An 18,693-nucleotide genomic window follows, 5' to 3' on the forward strand; every position below is an offset into this window, starting at 1 on the left:
AGCCCTGATGCAAAAAGCAGAAGGAACAAGCAAAGTCCAATGACCATTTCATATTATGAAAGCTTTTATAAGACTATCGCTGAGCCTTATTGGTATTAGCTTACTCACCGCATGTGGTGACGAAATCGATCACAATGATATTCGAGAGAATGGCTTTGTGTTTTGTGGGCAAGGTAAGCCAACCACGTTTAACCCTCAGCTCATTGACAGCGGCATCACAGCCGAAGCATTAAGTCCTCAGCTGTACGACACGCTGCTCACTCTCGATCCTAAATCTCACCAACCCGTCGCAAACCTTGCGGAGAGTTGGTCTGTCAACGACGAAGGCACGGAATACACGTTTAGCTTAAAACAAGGCGTCGCGTTTCAAAACACCGCTTGGTTCACACCAACTCGTCCGTTTAACGCCCAAGATGTGGTATTCAGCTTTAAGCGAATCATTGATGTAGACCATCCGTTTCACGACGTCGGTGGTGGTTTTTATCCATGGTTTGCAGGTTTGGATTTCCAAAACCTCGTTAAAGATGTGATTGCTCTGGATGACCACACGGTTAAGTTCGTGCTTTCTCAGCCTAACTTTGCTTTTTTGGCAAACATAGCCACTAGCCATGCTGTTTTGCTATCTGCCGAATACGGGCAGCAATTAGCAGAGAAGGATGAAAAAGCACAAATCGATATGTTGCCGATTGGTACTGGTCCTTACCAACTAAAAGAGTATCAAGTTAACGATTTGATTCGCTTGGAACGTCATCCAAAATACTGGAAGTCACCGGCGAAGATGGAACAAGTGGTATTCGACATTTCTCACCGCGGTACTGGTACGCTGGCTAAGCTTTTGAGAAATGAATGTGATGTTTTGGCGTCACCGATTTCTAGCCAGATCCCAATCATTCAAGAAACGGAAAACCTTGAGTTAACCGCAACGCCTGCGAACAACGTTTCTTTTATTGCGATTAACACTGGTCACCCTGCGCTTCGCGATCCTCGTGTTCGACAAGCGCTTAACCTTGCGATCAATCGTCAGAACATTCTTGATTCGGTTTACTACGGAACCGGTACTCAAGCCTATACCCTACTTCCTCCTAATTCTTGGGCTTACCAAAAAGACAGCGTAAAAATCCGTTACGACCGTAACTACGCCCTAGCCCTATTGCGAGAAGCGGGTTACGAAAAAGGGCTTCAGTTAACAATGTGGGTGCCTTTAGAACCACGCGCATTCAACCCAAGCCCACGCAAAACCGCAGAACTGATTCAAGCTAACTTTGCGGATATTGGCGTTGATTTACGACTTCTGACCGATGACCGTTTTGAGCGTACTCAGCTAGAAACCATCAATGATGTCGATTTACTGCTAACGGGCTGGATTGGTGATACAGGCGATCCGGATAACTTCTTCCGCCCACTGCTTTCTTGTGAATCTGAGCGCGTAGGTTTGAACGTTTCAATGTGGTGTAACGACGACTTCGACTTCTTGTTGGATCTTGCGTTAGAAACAGAGCAACAACGTTACCGTTTGAATTTATACCGCCAAGCGCAAAACATATTGAACGAAGAGTTCCCGGTGATTCCGCTAGCTCACGGTGTTCAATTCCGTGTTCACGATAAATCGCTGAAAGGCTTTAAGTCGAGCCCTTTCAATGCACAACCTTTTGATAGAGTTGAGAGAATTCATTAATGTTTTGGTACGCCGTAAGACGTCTTAATCTGTTTGTCATCACTTTGATGATTCTCACGTTAGTGGGCTTTTCACTCCTGCGTTTGGATCCCACTTCCCACTGGGCAAACGTTGAATTTTGGTCGGGTTGGCAAAGTTATTTAGTCGAGTTGTCTCAGCTTAACTTCGGCATCAGTAAAAATGGCAATCCTATTTACGAAGAACTCGCTGTCGTTTTCCCTGCGACGTTAGAGCTGTGTTTCTTTGCATTTGTAGTGTCGCTACTTATCGGTATCCCACTTGGTACCATTGCAGGCATGAAGCAAGGTAAATGGCTCGATACCAGTATCTCATTTGTGTCGATGTCAGGTTACTCTGCGCCTATCTTCTGGGTTGCTCTCATGCTGATTATGGTGTTTTCACTTCAGTATCACGTGTTCCCAGTTGCAGGGCGCTATGACTTACTTTATGAAATCGACCACGTAACAGGATTCGCCATCATTGATGCGTTCATGGCAAAAGGTGAATACCGAGCGCATGCACTGCAAAGTGTTATTGAACACATGATTCTGCCATGTTTGGTCTTGGCATTAACGCCAACCACTCAGGTCATTGGCTTGATGCGAGCATCGGTTGCGGAAGTGATGAGCCAAAACTACATCCGTGCCGCGCGAATCAAAGGTTTGTCGAACCGCGAGATCGTGACTCAACACGTACTTCGTAATGCGATTCCACCCATCATTCCAAAGGTTGGGGTTCAACTTTCGAGCATGATTACTCTCGCCATCATCACTGAATCCATCTTCAACTGGCCTGGCATTGGTCGCTGGTTGTTAGACGCCCTTTCCAATCAAGATTATGCTTCGATTCAAGCGGGTGTAATGGTTCTAGCAACCCTTGTTTTAACTGCCAACATCCTTTCGGATCTGATTGGTGCCATGATTAACCCTCTGGTGAGAAAGGAATGGTATGCTAACAAATAACGTTTATCAGGAAGAACGCATTCCAACCCAGTTCGAACGTTTCTGGCGCAGCTACCGTGCGAACAGCTTGGCAATGTTCGGCTTATGGTGTTTGGCTTTCGTTGTACTGATTACCATTTTTGCTCCTCTGCTAGCACCCTACGATCCGCAAGCGCAATCGGGCGAATTACTGGTTCCGCCATCATGGGCACCAGCAGGCACTGTTGATTACTTTTTAGGAACCGATGACTTAGGTCGTGACATTCTTTCACGTCTTATCATGGGCTCTCAATTGACGTTTGGCGCAGCGGTTGCAATCACAGCAATTGCAGCTCTTATTGGTTGCTTGATTGGTGTGTTAGCGGGTATGACCAAAGGTCTTTTATCTAGCACACTGAACCACCTTCTCGATACCGTCATGTCAATCCCATCACTGCTACTTGCCATCATTTTTGTGGCGTTTTTGGGCTTTGGGGAATTCAATATTCTTTTGGCGATATGTTTGGCTTTGATTCCGCGCTTTATTCGCTCGGTTTATATTGCCGTGCATACCGAAGTTGAGAAAGATTACATCATGGCTGCCCGTTTGGATGGCGCTAACGACTTCTACTTGCTTTGGAACTCGATTCTACCGAACGTGTTAACAGTCATCGCGGCAGAAATCACCCTAGCACTTTCTGTTGCGATTCTTGATATCACCGCACTGGGTTTCCTTGGTCTTGGTGCACAGGCGCCAAGCACGGAATGGGGTGCAATTCTTGGTGACTCTGTTGAACTGATTTACATCGCACCTTGGACGGTTACGCTACCCGGTCTCACCATTATGTTTACTGTTGTTGTTCTAAACTTAGTGGGTGAAGGTGTACGCCAAGCGCTCAATGCGGGGATCGAATAATGCCGTTATTAGATATTCGACATTTAACCATTGAAATTGAAACACCATCGGGTTTGGTGAAAGCTGTAGACCGCATGAGCATTACCCTAAATGAAGGGGAAATACGCGGTCTAGTGGGCGAATCTGGGTCAGGTAAAAGTCTCGTCGCCAAAGCAATTGTTGGGGTTTGTAAAGACAACTGGAAAGTCACCGCTGACCGAATGCGCCTTGGCAACATTGACTTACTTCAATTGACGCCGAAAGAGCGCCGACGAGTGATTGCGCGTGACATCGCGATGATCTTCCAAGAGCCTTCAACCTGTTTGGATCCTTCTGAAGAAGTGGGACGTCAGTTGATCGAGTCGATCCCTTCTCGCTCTTTCGAAGGCAAATGGTGGGAGCGATTCAAGTGGCGTAAGAAGCAGGCGATTGCCCTACTCCACAAAGTCGGTATCAAAGATCACAAACGTTTGATGGGAAGTTACCCATACGAACTGACGGACGGTGAATGTCAAAAAGTCATGATCGCAATGGCGATTGCAACCAAGCCGAAAATCTTGATTGCCGATGAACCTACCAACGACCTTGACCCTATTACTCAGTCACAAATTTTGCGTTTGTTGAGCCGAATGAATCAGCTTAACAACACCACGATTGTGTTGATTGGGCACGACTTGACCACGATTACTCAGTGGGCGAATCGTATTACGGTAATGTACTGTGGCCAGTCGGTTGAATCCGCCGATACAGAAAAACTGATTGCGGCACCAAAACACCCGTATACCGCAGCACTGCTCAAAGCGATGCCAGACTTTAATGATTGGATCCCTCATAAGCAGAAACTGCAATCGCTGCCGGGTTCCATCCCTCCTTTGCAGCACTTGCCAATTGGTTGTCGTTTGGGGCCGCGTTGTCCTTATGCACAAAGGCAATGTGTAGAGATTCCACACACTAAGCGTATTAAGAATCACAAATTTAGCTGTCACTTCCCACTGAACACGGAGAAACATTCATGAGTGCGTTGCTTGAAGTCGATAACCTATCGAAACAGTTTGTCACGCGCTCAGGTCTGTTCAAACGCACAGTCAAGGAAGCGGTAAAGCCTGTTAGCTTTACTCTAGAGCCGGGTCAAACCATTGGCTTTATTGGTCAAAACGGTTCAGGTAAATCAACCTTAGCACGTATGCTTGCTGGTGTGGTTGAGCCAAGCTCTGGCGAGATTCGCGTGAATGGTGAACGCCTAGAACACAAAGATTACTCAACGCGCTGTAAGCTGATTCGTATGATTTTCCAAGATCCAAACACCTCTTTGAATCCACGAATTCAGATCGGTCGTATTTTGGAAGGCCCGCTTAAGCGAAACACCAACATGCCGCCGGATGCACGAATGAAGCGTGTGAAGGATACTTTGCTACGCGTAGGTTTGTTACCGGAACATGCTTACTTCTACCCACAGATGCTGGCAGCGGGTCAAAAGCAGCGTGTGTGTCTTGCTCGTGCTTTGATTCTTCAACCGTCTATCATCGTTGCTGATGAGGCACTAAACGGTCTCGACATGGCAATGCGCTCTCAAATCATTAACCTGTTCTTGGAGCTACAAGAAGAGATGGGACTGTCGTTTGTTTACGTGTCTCAACATATCGGCATCGTGAAACACATTACCGATAAAGTGATGGTGATGCATGAAGGCGAAGTGGTCGAATTTGGTGAGACAAACCAAGTTTTAACCAACCCAGAGCATGCAATTACTCAACGACTGGTAGAGAGTCACTTCTACAAAGCGCCAAACCACTAAAAATTGAGCGAGCAGTAAGTTTCTAGTATTCGCTTCCTCAAAAAACTTCCTCAAGAAACAACAAAGCCTGCATCAACGCAGGCTTTTTTATTCTCTGAATTTGAGAGCACGCTTTGTAGCGACTAGCGACGGCTCTCTTGTTTACGAAGCTCGAAATCAAACTCGTCAGGGAATAGAACTACGCCTTCTTCGTTCTGGTTTGGGAAAACCACAACAGACAACTCATCGTCCTCTAGGCCAGATGTCCAACGGCTGTGCCACTTATTCAAAGAGATAGCTTCTGGTTCACACTCTTCCCAGTCACCTGTCGCCCACTGTTGTGCGAACTCTTCGTTTGGCCACACAGGCACACAATCGTCATCTTCTGTATTTAGCATTACGCAGCCGTGTTCATCTTTCAGAATCCACACTTTGCGGTTTGCTACGATTTCCTTCACACAGTATTTCAAACGCTGTTCTTCGTTGTAGCGATTGATGGTGTCAATTTGCTCTTGGGTTAATGCTTCAGACATGTTTGTCTCCTATTCCCATAGAAAAATGCCCACCTATTGGCGGGCATTTAAAGTATACGTTGGTAATAATGAAATTACACAAGCTCAGTTTGAAGCCAAGGCCAGCCTTGCTTCTTACGGCTTAGAGTGTTTTCCATCATTAGCATGCCGTCTTTCTCGTGCTTAACAAGCTTCTCAGCCCACTCACCTTTGTAAAGAAGACGAGTTTGAGCAGTAGTGATGTCTGTTAGCATAACAGCAGCAAATGCTAGGTTGTCGTTCGCACAACGAGCTTCTAGATCCGCTTCTAGTGCTTCGATCATGCCGTCAACTTGCTCTAGAGTCGCAAGTTCAACCTGACCTACTACTACGTCACGACCGTTGAATGGGTAACCTTTAAGGTCTTTTTCAACAAGCTCAGCCGCAGATAGACCTTCGATGTTTGTCTTAGCGATTAGAAGATCTTTAGTGAATGCGTCAACATCTTGTACGTCTGCGATAGCCGCTAGCTCAGCTACTGCATCTTTGTCTTTTTGAGTACAAGTTGGAGAAGCGAAACCTACTGTGTCAGAAAGAATCGCTGACATCATTAGCTTAGCGATTTGAGGCTTGATCTCGTGACCTTCAATCTTGAACATGTTGAATAGTACTGTGTTAGTACAACCAACAGGCCAGATCCATGCTTCCATTGGGTTCACTGTCATCACGTCACCTAGACGGTGGTGGTCAACGATACCTGCGATTTCAGCTTCTGCGATGTCGTCTGGTGCTTGCGCTAGATCTGAGTAGTCTACTAGCCAAACTGTTTCACCCGCTACTGAAGTACGTAGCTCAGGAACTTCTGCGCCAGCTACTTCTAGGATGTGCTGAGTTTCACGGTTAATTTCGCCTTGGCGGATTGGCATTGCTTCAACGCCACGCGCCTGTAGAAGTTCAGTTGCAACTAGTGCACTACAGATGCTGTCACTGTCTGGGTTCTTATGACCTACAACTAGAATCATGTTTCTTCCTATTCAAGTCAGTTTGATGCGCTTCCTAAAAGGGTGAATTGCATAACGAATTACACCTTGGAAGCGGGTTTGCTCACAAAGGCCGATACTTTACCTGATTTGAGGGAAATTGACACGAAGAAAAGTTGTTACCGCCTATTGCGAATAATTATCACTTTCATATAATGAGAATCATTCCTATTTGCATTTGAGCTTACTATGAACGCAACAAAAATTTTCCACTCGGCGCATCAGCTACTGCAGCCAACTCAATTTCGTCTGGCCTATAAGAGGCTATTGCTGCCTATCGCATTGCTCGCTCTGTTAGCTAGTGAAACCACAAGAGAAGTCACTGTCGCTACCCTATCTGATTCTTTCTGGGCGGTTTCTTGTTACGTTGCAGCTACCTTAGCTATCTACCATTACCTTTCGAACTTCATGTCGAAGACAAATCGACTCACTGCGCTTTACCACAGCTCTCGTAGCCATCAAGTTTTCTTTGCTGCACTCCTTGGAGCTTTGCCTGGTTGTGGTGGTGCTATCGTTGTCACCACTCAGTTCATCAGTGGCCGAGTTGGCTTTGGTGCTATCGTTGCAGTATTAACCTCGACCATGGGTGATGCCGCCTTCTTGTTACTCGCAGCAGAACCGGCAACAGGGTTTGGTGTTATTGCTTTAGGCATTGTCGTAGGTGCAATATCTGGGTGGGTAGTGAATGCATTTCACGCTGATGACTTCTTGCGCCCAAAGCAAAAAAAAGATGTTCCACAAGCTCAATGCTGTAATAGCCACAGTGATACGCACACGCCAGTTGAGCAACGTGCTATCAATCTTCAAGGAGCATTCTGGAAATGGCTGCTCCTACCTGCAAGTATCATTGCCGTTCTGGGCTCATTCCAAGTGGATACCAACCAATTACTTGGCCTCAAAGAAAACAGTATGGAATGGTTAGGTGCGACATTTGCAGTTGTCAGTATGTTTTTGTGGGCGATGACCAAAGAGCTAGGTGATTACAAATCAACGGTATCTGAAGATGACAAAATCATCGACTCGCACCCGATTCAAAAAGCGGCTCAAGACACAAACTTTGTTAGCGCGTGGGTTATTTTGGCTTTCTTAGCCTTTGAACTTACAACCTATTTCTCGGGTTTAGACTTGGGAGCGACGTTCTCAAACTGGGGGATCTGGATGCCTCTCATTGGTTTGGCTATTGGTATATTGCCAGGTTGTGGCCCGCAAATTCTCGTAACGAGCCTTTATATCTCTGGCGCAGCGCCATTATCAGCACAGCTTTCTAATGCCATTTCAAATGATGGTGATGCCTTGTTCCCTGCGATTGCAATGGCTCCTAAAGCTGCGCTTGTCGCTACTATCTACTCTGCGATACCAGCCTTGATTGTCGGATACGGTTACTTTTTCCTATTCGAATATTAGCTTTCAAATCAGATGCAATGGATACAAAAAGAGCCTCAATCGAGGCTCTTTTGTTTTTCGGAAGCGCACAAGGTTAAGCTGTCACGATCGCTTTAGCATTGAGGCCTTTATCCAAGCTAACCAACAACAACTGACATGGCTCTTGGTTGAGCTTCTCTCCTGTCCAGTAGTCGTACCAATCGGTAGGCTGGTCTGCGGTAAGCGTAAACTCTGTCGCTTCATCATTGGTGTAATTAAACAAGCAGTGCAGATCGTTTTTAGATGTTAGCGGCAGGAAAGCATGGTTTAAACCTAGCGCGGTAAACTTGGCCGATTCCTGATTACGACGCTGACGCAACATCAATTTCGCTAGCGTCTTACTCGCAAATGGGGTGATTTCTGGTAGAGGGTCACCAGAAAGCAGTAGACCGCCACACGCTAGCAGCACGTTACGATGGAATTGATAATCTTCACGCGAGGCTGCTTGGTTAGGTAATGAAGTAAACGTCGCGCAATCAGGGTCAATTTGCCATAACTTACGATGCTGCCAACTACGGAAGAAGGTTTCTTTCGCAATTTGTTCAAAGCGATGACTATGGCGCTCTACGTCGTCAGAGACACGCATTGCATCAACTAAGCCCAAAGAAGGCCACATTGGCGCGTTACAGCCTAACAGCCATGCATCCCCTGCCCCTTTAGCGATCGCTTCCATACCCATGCGGTAGGCTTCTACACCGGTGACACCCGATTGGCTTCGCTTACCTTTTAACGTGCCCCAGTAGTTTGCGTCTAATTTGAATAGCTCAACGCCCCACTCTTGGCGCATGACAGAAACCACATGAGTCAGGTGATCTTGCACTTCAGGGTTTGAAGTATCGAGAATGTACCAAGGTGTACAGCGCCAGCCACCGTATGTGACATCTTCTGCTTTCAATAGGCTGCCATCTTGGTGACGCACAAACCAATCAGGATGCTTTTGGAAGATCTCTGATTCTGGTTGAGCAATGAATGGTGCCATCCAAATCGCTGGTTTTTTGCCTTTAGCGCGAATGTTGTGAATGAGCTCTTTCACACCGCCAGAAAACTTATCTGAAGGCGTTAGCCAATCCCCCATAAATGCTTGGTAACCGTCATCGAGCAGCACCCATTCAAGCTCGGCTAGGCTTTCTTGCATGCATTCGACGTTTTCCAACACGTTATTTTCTGTCACATCCGCATAGTATGCGTACCAAGAACACCAGCCAATTGGCGCATCTTGCGTGACACCGTTACGGATTGGGTGATGTTCGGCAAGCATCTCACTGTACTGTTTGTATAACTCAGAGAGAGAATTGCCACGTAATACTGCAACAGATTCCAGCTTGTTGTACTCCCAATCAGCCACTTGGGTCTGCTCTCCGTCGATAGAAGCAGAAAGTACCCAATGCTCACCATGCTGCTGCACTTCAAAATAGCCTGCAAAGCGATGACAAGAGGTAAAACCGAACAAGGTATAACCTGCAGCGTCTTCAACGGCTAGATAGTTGTAGTAACGCTTAGGGGAGTTCTCAGGGTAAATGCGGTAAGAGTTGTTGTTATCTGGGCAACGACCAACGTCGACAGGTTGAGAAATGGTACCGCTGGTCTGCGCCAACATTTGGAAACCGTCGCCTAACACAGTTGCACCTTGTTCGTAGAGGAAAGGCATTTCAAACAGGACTTCACGATCGGTGAAGGTTTTGTTGTGGATCCCTGCAAACGAAAAATGAATTTGGTTGCCCATCACTTCAAACAGAAGATCGTTATCATGCACCGTTAGTTCGGTGTGATTGGCCAATTGAATGGTTTGAGCCATAGAAAATCTACTCACTTGATTATTATTGTTTAGTTTGGCTCATTATCCTCCGCTTCTCCTACCCAATTCGTTATCAGCATCACGAATCTAGCGGTCGTGCAGATACTTAGATTTGGTATTGAGAGAGTGCTCACTGAAATTTTGGTTAAAAAAATACCAGCCCGAAGGCTGGTATTTCATTTAAAGCTTAGTGCTGTGATTAAGCAACTTCGATTGGACCACCGAATGAAGTCACTGGTGGAACTTTACCAGTGAATTTCTCGAAGTCTACGATACATGTGTTCGCAGAAGTCGCCTGTGCTAGCTCAGAAGAACCGATATCTTGAGTTAGTGTGTTAGGGTCACCGTAAGTACAGATTGCACCTACTTTCTCGTTTAGAGGACCGTACCACGCACCTTCTTCGATACGCACAACACCACGTGGGTAGCTGTCTGTTAGAACCGCACCAGCAAGAAGTTGACCACGGTCGTTAAATACGCGTACCAAGTCACCGTCTTTAATGCCTTTTGCTTTCGCATCTGCTGGGTTGATGTATACAGGCTCGCGACCTTGAACAGCGTAAGTAGCACGGAAATCTTCAGATTCACACATCTGAGAGTGCAGACGCTTGTCCGGGTGGCAAGATTGTAGCCAGTACGGGTGTTTGTCAGAGCCAGGACCACCGTGTGAACGTTCTGATTTCTCGAACCACATTGGGTGTTCTTGACAGTGTTCGTAACCGTAACGACCGATCTTACGAGAAGTGATCTCGATAAAGCCAGAAGGCGTACCCAGTGGGTTGATTTCTGGGTCTTTACGGAAGTCCGCATGACGAACCCAAGGCTTACCTTCACCGAAGTCTAGTACGCTTTGTTCCCAGAATTCATCAAATTCTGGCATTTCAAACTTACCATCGTTCGCTTTCTTACAATCGTTGTAAAGACTGCGGATCCACTCCATCTCGCTCATGCCACGAGTGTACTCGTCGCGACGACCAAAGCGTTGAGTCAGTTCACTCATGATTTGGAAGTCTGGCTTAGATTGGAACAATGGGTCCACTAGGCGATGCATCGCGATAAGACCTTTGTTCGAATATGAACCGTATACGTCAATGTCGTTACGTTCCCACTGCGTACATGCAGGTAGAACGATGTCTGAGAAACGACAAGTCGCCGTCCAAGCAAATTCAATAGTCACAACCGTTTGAAGCTTCTGGAACGCTTGCTTCATGCGGTTACGATCTTGATGGTGGTGCCATGGGTTGTTACCCGAGATCACCATCATCTTGAAGTCTGGAAGCTTAACTTTACCACCGTTGTAGTTGATCTCTTTACCTGGCTCTAGAAGACAGTCGATCCAACGTGCAACTGGGATAGTACGGCTGTAACCGTTAAAGTCGTTGTTGTCCCACTTCGGTTTCATACCTGTATCTAGGTTACGAGGGAAACCACCAGGGCCCGCGAAACCAGTTGAAGGTACACCGATACTTGAGTAGTGGTGACCGTAAGAGATACCACCGCCAGGTAGGCCGATTTGACCAACCATTGCTGCAACTACTGCTGCTGCCCAGTATGGCTGCTCACCGTGCTCTTGACGCTGGATACACCAACCCATAAGGATCTGTGTACGGCCGTTCACTAGCATGCGCGCGAATTCACGAATCTTGTCCGCTTTCACGCCACAGATAGGCGCAGCCCACTCTGGAGTCTTAACAACTTTATCTTTCGTCTCACCTTGTACGTACTTGATGAAGTCTTCGAAACCTAGACAGTAAGTCTCAATGAACTTCTTGTCGTATAGATCTTCGTTGTACAGTACGTGCGCGACAGCAAGCATGAATGCTACGTCTGTTAGCGGGTTAATGTATAGGTGATCGTTCTCTAGGTAACGTTGAGTCTTGTTCTTAACAGGGTCTACAGAAAGAACATTGATCTCGCCTTTCGCTACTTTTTCTTTCAGTTGCGCTAGGTATTTGAATGACTCGTGCGTTTCACAGTTCCAACCTACTTGTAGGTTTTTCACTGGGTCGTTTGCCCAAAGAATGATGTTGTCTGAGTTCTCTAGAATTTCAGACCAAGACGTACCTTGTGCGTAAACTTCTGTTGAACCTAGTACGTAAGGCATGATGGTTTGGCCCGCACCAGTCGAGTAGTCACCTACTTTAGTGATGAAGTTACCGTGCATACCTACCGCACGTTGCATGTGCGCTGTACAGTTGTTGAACGCACCAGTTTGGTTCCAACCAGTTTGACCTGCGTGTAGAGCCCATGGACCGTATTCTTTCTGAACACGCTCTAGCTCACGGTAGAACAAGTCTAGAGCTTCATCCCAAGTAACACGGATGAAACGGTTGTTACCACGCGTTTCCGCGCTGTATTTGTGCTTCTTCAGCCAATCTAGACGAACCATTGGGTAACGAACACGTGATGGGCTGTAGATGATGCCCTTGATGCCGTTCAACATTTCTGTTGGGTTCTTGTCTAGTTCTAGCGGTTTGATCTCTTGAACTTTACCCGCGTAGATGTGGGCGCGGAACGCGCCCCAGTGTGAACCTGTTACTTTCCAAGTACCTGTAGTCTCAGCTGCGTTCGCAGATGCTGAAGCCAATAAGCTTGGACCGATAACTGACGCTGCACTTGTGGTTGCTACACCTTTAAGAAAACTTCTTCGTGTAATAGCCATTTATATTTACTCCAATCCGACGCTTATTAGTGGTGACCTTCAGCATAATCTGAAGAGTGCTTCTGTAGGTACTTCAAGATCAGTGCTTCACTGTCTGTATCTAGGTTAACGAACGCTAGCATACCGTCGAACATACCTGGCCATGTGTTCGCATCGAAGTGCGCTTCAGCTGGTTGTGTGTGACATACAGAACAGTTAGTTTTGTAAGCTTCTGCAGATTTTTCCCATACAGGGTTGATGTCGTTCAGCATAGATTCTTTCTTGATCCATACTTTCGCAGCTACTTTCTCCCAAGGAAGACCAGTTAGCTCATCAACTTTCTTCTCACCAGCAGTAACTACTTTAGCGTCTGTTGCTGCTTCTTTTAGTAGCGATGCTACTGCAATGTTCTTACCGAAGTCTTCTTGGATTACACGACCGAAGCCTTTCGCTTTACGCCAACCATCGATTTCGATTTCAACGTAGTCGCCTTTATCTTCAAGAACTTTAACTGTTGACGCAGGGTTTAGAAGACCTGCTTCTTCAGTACCTTTATCGTCGAAGTAGATTGGTAGGTGACGAACACTTACTAGTTGCTGACCAACACCGTAATCTGTGTTTGAAGTCATGCCTTCTAGGTCACCAACGATACCACCGATGCTGTCCATGCCAGCTGGTAGTTTGTGTGCGATACCTTTGTGACAGTCAACACAGCTTTGATCTTTCTCAGCTGCTTGCTTCATTTGGATACGAGCTGTTGGAGACATTTGCTCGAAGTCCATTGAATCGTAGTTGTGACAGTTTTTACACTCTAGGGATTTGTTTGCAGAGAAACGATCCCATTCGTGTTTAGCAAGTTCGATACGACGCTCTTCGAAAACACCCGGTTCGTCGTAGTTGCCAAATACTTGTGCAAATACTTCTTTAGACGCTTGCATTTTACGAGCGATCTTATCTGTCCAGTTATGTGGAACGTGACAGTCAGGACAAGTAGCACGAACACCAGAGTGGTTTTTCCAGTGAACAGTGTCTTGTAGTTCAACGTATACGTTGTCACGCATTGTGTGACAGCTAATACAGAATTCTTCTGTGTTGGTCGCTTCTAGGGCTGTGTTAAAGCCACCCCAGAAAATAACACCAGCGATGAAACCGCCCATAGTCAGCACGCCAAGGCTGATATGAACTGCCGGGCGCGTCATCGTACGCCACAGTTTAATGATTAATGATTTCATTATTTGCTCTCTTAAAATCTTTTCTAAAGTGTGGTTGTGAGCTCACTGGCTTACATGCCGTGTGCACCTGGAGGACCAAAGAAGAACACTTGTAGTGCCCAAACGATAAATCCGTAGCCACCTACGAAAGCCACACTCAGAATTGGGAAGAGAACAACTGCAATGAAGAGGAAAGACTTCCACTCCAGTGAGCGTTTTTCACCACTCTCAATTTTGTTAACATCACTCATACATTTGCCTATTTTGTATCTAGTGTTATTGAAAAGCTCGCGTTACCAAGCTTAAGTTTTTTACAATCTCTATTGGAAAATGTTAGACCATACTAACAGTAAGGTTCAATCAAATCTGACGCTCCAGCCCTTGTTATCCAACACTTTTTTGAGCTCATCCAGAGATGTGTTTGATTGATATTCTTTGTGAAGAAATATTAATGGATGTGAAGAAATAAGTCTTTTGCATACATGTTAAGAATACAACATAAGATTAACTTTGTTTACAATTTTATGGATTTTTTCGTGCTACTAAATCGCTATTTTTTCGACTAAAGACAAGAAGTTGTGATCTAAATGTTAATAAAACCTCACCAAATGTCTGCTTTTTTCTGGACATAAGATTGCAAAAAAACAGAGTTCTGCAATTCATAAACCAAATGAGCTCCGTTAAAATCAGACGGTTAATTTTGGGAGAAGGTTTATGAATCAGGTTGTCGATATAAATTGGTTTGAACTCGCACTTTTTAGTTTGATTCTTATCGTTCCCCTTACCATTAATGCTCGATACAAATTAGGCATAGCCAAAGATACTGCCATCAGTGTTGCCCGCATGACCGTGCAATTAATTTTGGTTGGTGTGTACCTTGAGTATCTATTTGAACTGAATAGCTTGATCGTGAACTTAGCGTGGCTAGCGATTATGGTGGTGGTTGGCGCGAGCTCAATTGTGGGTAAAGCAAACCTCCCTAAAAAGCCTCTAATGATGCCCCTTATCACTGGATTGTCATGCAGTTTACTTCCACTTCTTGCCGCCATCGCATTGGGCCTTGTAAAGCCTGAGCCTTTCTATAACGCACAATACATGATCCCTTTAGCGGGAATGCTGCTAGGCAACAGCTTGAGTAGTAACATCGTCGCACTACAAAACTTATTCACCGCTTTCGAACAGCGAAAACCTGAATATGAAGCAGCCATTTCTCTTGGGGCTGCACCTAAGTACGCTTCCTTCCCTTTCCTTCAAGAAGCGCTTCGTAAATCTCTTGCTCCAATCCTTGCTTCGATGGCGACTACAGGGTTAGTGACCCTCCCTGGGATGATGACAGGTCAAATTCTCGGAGGAGCGAGCCCTATGGTGGCAATCAAGTATCAACTGGTCATCATGTTGGCGATTTTTGTCATGCTAAGTGTGTCGGTAGCAATTACCTTAGAGATGACGCTTACCTGTGTACAAACTAAAGAAGGACGCATAAAAGTGAAGTTTATCAACAAAGAGAAAGCCTAACGTGCTCACTAAATAGTCATATAAGCATCTCATTTTATGAATTTTTCTGGATCACAATAGATACTCACGATCTTTGCGACAGGTTATCCACAGAAAATGTGGATAAACCCCTAAAACCCATAAGCAACCAGAAACATAAGTGTCATTTCGGACACCCCTCTTCTGAGAAATTTAATGGTCATTGATTGGTCATTGAACCGTCACTTTACTCCTCTAAAGTGCAGTTAACCGACAACGGGAGAGCTCACATGGATATGTTAATCACGCGAGAAAAGGTCGAAGACTTATTATTAGAAACGCCAGTGGATTGGCTAGTGCAAGAACCCTCAGAGATGACGTCTCACTGGACGCCAAACGAATATGGCGTCAATGAAGAGTTGGTTTAAACACTAAGGTTGGAAAGATCAAAAAAAGGCAAGCCACTGGGCTTGCCTTTTTTAAAAATTACTTAAGATGCTTGTCTTCATCACGTAGGTAAATCATCCAGTACCACATGCCAACGAAGACACCACCACCGATGATATTACCAATCGTTACAGGGATAAGGTTGTTCACCAAGAAGCCCATCATGTTCAGATCCGCATAGTCTGCGATGTTTGCACCTGTCATTTGCCAGAACGATTCTGGAGCAAAGTACTTAATACCGATCGCCATTGGTACTTGGAACATGTTCGCAATACAGTGCTCAAAGCCGGCAGAAACGAACATAGCGACAGGCAAGATCATTACTGCGATTTTATCCGTTAGTGTGCGCCCACTGAACGTCATCCAAACTGCGATACAGACCAAAACGTTACACATGATGCCCAGCGCGATAGCTTGGAAGAAACCGTGATGCAGTTTGTGTTGCGAAATTGCCATCGCGTTCAAACCGACTTGACCACCGTCGAACATGTATTGCTTAGTGATCAGCATACACACAACCAGTAAAACTGCGCCGACCATGTTACCGAAGTACACGACCACCCAGTTTTTCATCAAGGCTTTCCATGAAATCTTGCCGCTTGCACGAGCCACCAGCGTAAGAACCGAGCTAGTAAATAGCTCACCGCCGGTTACCACCACCAAGATCAAGCCAAGGCTGAATGCCAAACCACCAATAAGGCGAGTAATGCCCCAAGGGAGATCACCGGCACCAGTGGTTACGGTTGTATAAAAAATAAAAGCGATACCAATGTGAAGACCTGCAGAAATAGCCAGCAGGAAAGATTTCATCGGAGCTTTAGTTGCTTTGCCAACACCTACTTCGGCGGCACGTTCAGCAGCCTGAGGTGGTAATAGTGAGTCAAACTGATTGAAGTTCATGGAAGTGTAACATTTAGAAACAATTAACGAGGCGCGGATAATCGCTCCATTTCCAGACTTTTTCAAGGGCTATTTTTCATGTTTACTAAATTTGTTGTTGCTGAGAGAGTAATCGATAAAATTCAACTATGAGTTCTTGTCTTAACCATTATTAATATTTGGGTCAAATGTTTACCTTAGAATAAAAAACCCGCGTTATATCAGGCCTATAGCGCGGCACTTAACATTTCTAAGTGTTTTCTATTGCTCAACCTTAGTTTTCAGACTAGCTTGGATAAAAAAGTACGAAGGAAATATCTATGAAATATTCAGCTGACCACATTGCCGAACTGAACCTACTTCTTCAATTCGATTTAAGCAGCGCAGCAACGGGCATCAAAGTCCATAAAGAAGCTTCAGAAGAAATGCAGGCAGCGGTTGCTCGTCTGTATGAGAAACAACTTTGCACACAGCCGGACGGCGGTTACCTAACTGATGAAGGCATTGAAGTTGCAGAACACGCCGATAAAATTCTTCGCGTACTAACTGCAGAATAAGCTCTTATAAATAAGCAAGTTCTAAAATTAAAAGCCACCATACTTGGTGGCTTTTTTGATAATTATATTTATCTAGACTCACTATATTAAGCAATCAATTTTCTCATTTTTCCAAAAGGCTGAATTTTATCGTAAGCCCAGTTAAAGCCCGTTGCATAAAATAAGAAGAAAATTAGAAAACCAGCTTCCAATGCAAGCGCTTGTAATAAAGTAATTTGCAAGAACCACGCAATGACCGGAATTGATAGGAAAATCAATCCGCCCTCAAAGCCAAGCGTGTGGCCAATTCGCATTGCTAAACTGCGATCCTCTCGGTTCGAGCCAAACCATTTATCAAAGTACAGGTTATAAATGTAGTTCCAAACTACGGTGTAAAGACTCAAGCCAATACCAACCACTGCCAAGTCACTCGATCCCTTCCCTGTTATCAAAGAAGCCGCAGGAATGATGATCGCCAATGCAATCATTTCAAATAGTACAGCGTGAAAGATACGTTCGTTACGAGTCATGATGTTTTACCTAAATAGTTCTACTCAATGACTGGCATTTTATCTATCATTTAGATAAGTAAAAGTTAGATACCATCGGTAAAAGCGATATGTTTACTATTGAACAACTGCAAGCGTTCGTCACCACTTCAGAGGCCGGATCTTTCTCGGCAGCAGCACGTAAGCTTGGGCGAGCTCAATCGGTGATCAGCCAACACATCATGAATATGGAACTCGATTGTGGCGTTGATTTGTTTGACCGCACAGGTCGCTATCCTAAACTGACCGAGAAAGGCCATCAGTTGATGCCCTACGCCCTCGCCACCTTAAGCCAACTAGATCGACTGAATAACAAAGCATCCCAACTCTTTTCTGCACCAGCGAGTAAGCTCGTTCTTGCGGTTGATGAGGGGATTCCATTAACCCGTCTCCCCATTGCTTTAAAACATTTGGAACAAAAGTTTCCTAATCTTCAAGTGGAATGTCTCACGGCTTCAAGTCCAGATATCATCGAGTTGGTTAAATCAGAGCGTGCTACCACAGGCATTATATTAAGTGACTTACAGATGCCTAAAAACGTCGACCTATCTAACCTAGGTCATATCGGCTTTGATGTATTTGTCTCTTCAGAACACCCACTCGCACAACAAAAGATCCGCAATATCGATGAACTCAAGCAACATCGTCAACTCGTTATCCGCTCAAAGAGTGAAGATGTAAGCGGTCTTAATCAGGCGTTTAGCCCGGATATCTGGTACGCTGATGATTACTACATATTATTAGAACTGGCGAACAAGGGATTTGGTTGGTGCTTTCTTCCTGAGCATTTGGTGTCTTATGCACCGAATACGCTGATCAAAATTGGCGAAGAATTCACAAAGCTGGCTTGGCAGGTCAACATTGACTTGATACAACATCAGAAATGGCATTCCGATCCCCTACACCAACAAGCCAGATTAGAATTACAAACCCTGTTTGAGTAATC

General features: G+C 45.3%; 18 protein-coding genes. 10 read left to right on the plus strand and 8 right to left on the minus strand.

The window, feature by feature from the left end:
* Window positions 1–55 precede the first annotated feature (55 nt).
* From sapA to A9237_RS02105, 5 genes are read left to right on the plus strand one after another with little or no spacing between them, the layout of a single operon-like run.
* Entirely contained in the window at window positions 56–1,675 is a 1,620-nt protein-coding gene (sapA, locus tag A9237_RS02085) for an ABC transporter substrate-binding protein SapA (RefSeq protein WP_078607472.1), read from the plus strand.
* Window positions 1,675–2,637, plus strand: coding sequence for an ABC transporter permease (locus A9237_RS02090; protein ID WP_005437264.1), 963 nt, complete (start codon window positions 1,675–1,677; stop codon window positions 2,635–2,637). The genes sapA and A9237_RS02090 overlap by 1 nt, the downstream gene beginning before the upstream one ends.
* Window positions 2,624–3,511, plus strand: coding sequence for a putrescine export ABC transporter permease SapC (sapC, locus tag A9237_RS02095; protein ID WP_078607474.1), 888 nt, complete (start codon window positions 2,624–2,626; stop codon window positions 3,509–3,511). The genes A9237_RS02090 and sapC overlap by 14 nt, the downstream gene beginning before the upstream one ends.
* Entirely contained in the window at window positions 3,511–4,506 is a 996-nt protein-coding gene (locus tag A9237_RS02100; RefSeq protein ID WP_039842531.1) for a peptide ABC transporter ATP-binding protein, read from the plus strand. The genes sapC and A9237_RS02100 overlap by 1 nt, the downstream gene beginning before the upstream one ends.
* On the plus strand, window positions 4,503–5,285 hold the full coding sequence (locus A9237_RS02105; RefSeq protein WP_005437261.1) for a peptide ABC transporter ATP-binding protein: 783 nt from the start codon (window positions 4,503–4,505) through the stop codon (window positions 5,283–5,285). Before A9237_RS02100 ends, A9237_RS02105 begins: the two co-directional genes overlap by 4 nt.
* 122 nt (window positions 5,286–5,407) lie before the next feature.
* Here the strand turns inward: A9237_RS02105 and A9237_RS02110 are convergent, their stop codons facing one another.
* Together A9237_RS02110 and A9237_RS02115 are read right to left on the minus strand one after the other, a co-directional pair.
* On the minus strand, window positions 5,408–5,797 hold the full coding sequence (locus tag A9237_RS02110; RefSeq protein ID WP_078607476.1) for a DUF2750 domain-containing protein: 390 nt from the start codon (window positions 5,795–5,797) through the stop codon (window positions 5,408–5,410).
* 74 nt (window positions 5,798–5,871) lie between these two features.
* A complete protein-coding gene (locus tag A9237_RS02115) occupies window positions 5,872–6,777 on the minus strand; it encodes a manganese-dependent inorganic pyrophosphatase (RefSeq protein ID WP_078607478.1) in 906 nt (301 codons plus the stop codon).
* Between the two features lie 207 nt (window positions 6,778–6,984).
* Between A9237_RS02115 and A9237_RS02120 the strand changes: the two genes are divergently transcribed.
* Window positions 6,985–8,199 (plus strand): putative manganese transporter, encoded by a 1,215-nt coding sequence (locus tag A9237_RS02120; RefSeq protein WP_078607480.1) that lies wholly within the window; start codon window positions 6,985–6,987, stop codon window positions 8,197–8,199.
* Window positions 8,200–8,272: 73 nt separating this feature from the next.
* Here the strand turns inward: A9237_RS02120 and A9237_RS02125 are convergent, their stop codons facing one another.
* The 4 genes from A9237_RS02125 to torE all read right to left on the minus strand — a co-directional run bounded on the left by A9237_RS02125 (window position 8,273) and on the right by torE (window position 14,115).
* Window positions 8,273–10,012 carry a glycoside hydrolase family 36 protein gene (locus A9237_RS02125; protein ID WP_078607482.1) on the minus strand — a complete coding sequence of 580 codons (1,740 nt, stop codon included), beginning with the start codon at window positions 10,010–10,012 and terminating at the stop codon, window positions 8,273–8,275.
* 199 nt (window positions 10,013–10,211) lie between these two features.
* Window positions 10,212–12,674, minus strand: coding sequence for a trimethylamine-N-oxide reductase TorA (gene torA, locus A9237_RS02130; protein WP_041055255.1), 2,463 nt, complete (start codon window positions 12,672–12,674; stop codon window positions 10,212–10,214).
* A gap of 26 nt (window positions 12,675–12,700) precedes the next feature.
* Complete coding sequence (torC, locus tag A9237_RS02135) at window positions 12,701–13,885, minus strand: pentaheme c-type cytochrome TorC (RefSeq protein WP_038894748.1); 1,185 nt, start codon at window positions 13,883–13,885, stop codon at window positions 12,701–12,703.
* A gap of 50 nt (window positions 13,886–13,935) precedes the next feature.
* Window positions 13,936–14,115 (minus strand): trimethylamine N-oxide reductase system protein TorE, encoded by a 180-nt coding sequence (gene torE / locus A9237_RS02140; protein ID WP_005450728.1) that lies wholly within the window; start codon window positions 14,113–14,115, stop codon window positions 13,936–13,938.
* 463 nt (window positions 14,116–14,578) lie between these two features.
* Here torE and A9237_RS02145 point away from each other — a divergent pair, with 463 nt between their 5' ends.
* A complete protein-coding gene (locus tag A9237_RS02145) occupies window positions 14,579–15,379 on the plus strand; it encodes an ABC transporter permease (protein WP_078607495.1) in 801 nt (266 codons plus the stop codon).
* Between the two features lie 248 nt (window positions 15,380–15,627).
* Window positions 15,628–15,765: a hypothetical protein gene (locus A9237_RS27315; protein ID WP_165935428.1), complete on the plus strand. Its 138-nt coding sequence runs from the start codon at window positions 15,628–15,630 to the stop codon at window positions 15,763–15,765.
* A gap of 58 nt (window positions 15,766–15,823) precedes the next feature.
* Here A9237_RS27315 and focA read toward each other — a convergent pair whose 3' ends face one another.
* On the minus strand, window positions 15,824–16,684 hold the full coding sequence (gene focA / locus A9237_RS02150; protein WP_009705769.1) for a formate transporter FocA: 861 nt from the start codon (window positions 16,682–16,684) through the stop codon (window positions 15,824–15,826).
* Window positions 16,685–16,983: 299 nt separating this feature from the next.
* Here focA and A9237_RS02155 point away from each other — a divergent pair, with 299 nt between their 5' ends.
* Window positions 16,984–17,220, plus strand: coding sequence for a TIGR02647 family protein (locus A9237_RS02155; protein WP_005437251.1), 237 nt, complete (start codon window positions 16,984–16,986; stop codon window positions 17,218–17,220).
* Between the two features lie 86 nt (window positions 17,221–17,306).
* Here A9237_RS02155 and A9237_RS02160 read toward each other — a convergent pair whose 3' ends face one another.
* The gene (locus A9237_RS02160) at window positions 17,307–17,729 is read right to left on the minus strand and encodes a PACE efflux transporter (RefSeq protein ID WP_009705768.1); all 423 of its coding nucleotides are present in this window, start codon (window positions 17,727–17,729) and stop codon (window positions 17,307–17,309) included.
* 89 nt (window positions 17,730–17,818) lie between these two features.
* Between A9237_RS02160 and A9237_RS02165 the strand changes: the two genes are divergently transcribed.
* Window positions 17,819–18,691 carry a LysR family transcriptional regulator gene (locus tag A9237_RS02165; RefSeq protein WP_005437248.1) on the plus strand — a complete coding sequence of 291 codons (873 nt, stop codon included), beginning with the start codon at window positions 17,819–17,821 and terminating at the stop codon, window positions 18,689–18,691.
* Window positions 18,692–18,693 lie beyond the last annotated feature (2 nt).

Origin of the sequence: Vibrio owensii, from assembly GCF_002021755.1 — a bacterium.
Lineage (GTDB): Bacteria > Pseudomonadota > Gammaproteobacteria > Enterobacterales > Vibrionaceae > Vibrio > Vibrio owensii.

What these genes read in the sequence shown, in the direction of transcription:
- sapA (WP_078607472.1), top strand. Translation starts at nt 56, where the DNA reads ATGAAAGCTTTTATAAGACTATCGCTGAGCCTTATTGGTATTAGCTTA.
- A9237_RS02090 (WP_005437264.1), top strand. Translation starts at nt 1,675, where the DNA reads ATGTTTTGGTACGCCGTAAGACGTCTTAATCTGTTTGTCATCACTTTG.
- sapC (WP_078607474.1), top strand. Translation starts at nt 2,624, where the DNA reads ATGCTAACAAATAACGTTTATCAGGAAGAACGCATTCCAACCCAGTTC.
- A9237_RS02100 (WP_039842531.1), top strand. Translation starts at nt 3,511, where the DNA reads ATGCCGTTATTAGATATTCGACATTTAACCATTGAAATTGAAACACCA.
- A9237_RS02105 (WP_005437261.1), top strand. Translation starts at nt 4,503, where the DNA reads ATGAGTGCGTTGCTTGAAGTCGATAACCTATCGAAACAGTTTGTCACG.
- A9237_RS02110 (WP_078607476.1), bottom strand. Translation starts at nt 5,797, where the DNA reads ATGTCTGAAGCATTAACCCAAGAGCAAATTGACACCATCAATCGCTAC.
- A9237_RS02115 (WP_078607478.1), bottom strand. Translation starts at nt 6,777, where the DNA reads ATGATTCTAGTTGTAGGTCATAAGAACCCAGACAGTGACAGCATCTGT.
- A9237_RS02120 (WP_078607480.1), top strand. Translation starts at nt 6,985, where the DNA reads ATGAACGCAACAAAAATTTTCCACTCGGCGCATCAGCTACTGCAGCCA.
- A9237_RS02125 (WP_078607482.1), bottom strand. Translation starts at nt 10,012, where the DNA reads ATGGCTCAAACCATTCAATTGGCCAATCACACCGAACTAACGGTGCAT.
- torA (WP_041055255.1), bottom strand. Translation starts at nt 12,674, where the DNA reads ATGGCTATTACACGAAGAAGTTTTCTTAAAGGTGTAGCAACCACAAGT.
- torC (WP_038894748.1), bottom strand. Translation starts at nt 13,885, where the DNA reads ATGAAATCATTAATCATTAAACTGTGGCGTACGATGACGCGCCCGGCA.
- torE (WP_005450728.1), bottom strand. Translation starts at nt 14,115, where the DNA reads ATGAGTGATGTTAACAAAATTGAGAGTGGTGAAAAACGCTCACTGGAG.
- A9237_RS02145 (WP_078607495.1), top strand. Translation starts at nt 14,579, where the DNA reads ATGAATCAGGTTGTCGATATAAATTGGTTTGAACTCGCACTTTTTAGT.
- A9237_RS27315 (WP_165935428.1), top strand. Translation starts at nt 15,628, where the DNA reads ATGGATATGTTAATCACGCGAGAAAAGGTCGAAGACTTATTATTAGAA.
- focA (WP_009705769.1), bottom strand. Translation starts at nt 16,684, where the DNA reads ATGAACTTCAATCAGTTTGACTCACTATTACCACCTCAGGCTGCTGAA.
- A9237_RS02155 (WP_005437251.1), top strand. Translation starts at nt 16,984, where the DNA reads ATGAAATATTCAGCTGACCACATTGCCGAACTGAACCTACTTCTTCAA.
- A9237_RS02160 (WP_009705768.1), bottom strand. Translation starts at nt 17,729, where the DNA reads ATGACTCGTAACGAACGTATCTTTCACGCTGTACTATTTGAAATGATT.
- A9237_RS02165 (WP_005437248.1), top strand. Translation starts at nt 17,819, where the DNA reads ATGTTTACTATTGAACAACTGCAAGCGTTCGTCACCACTTCAGAGGCC.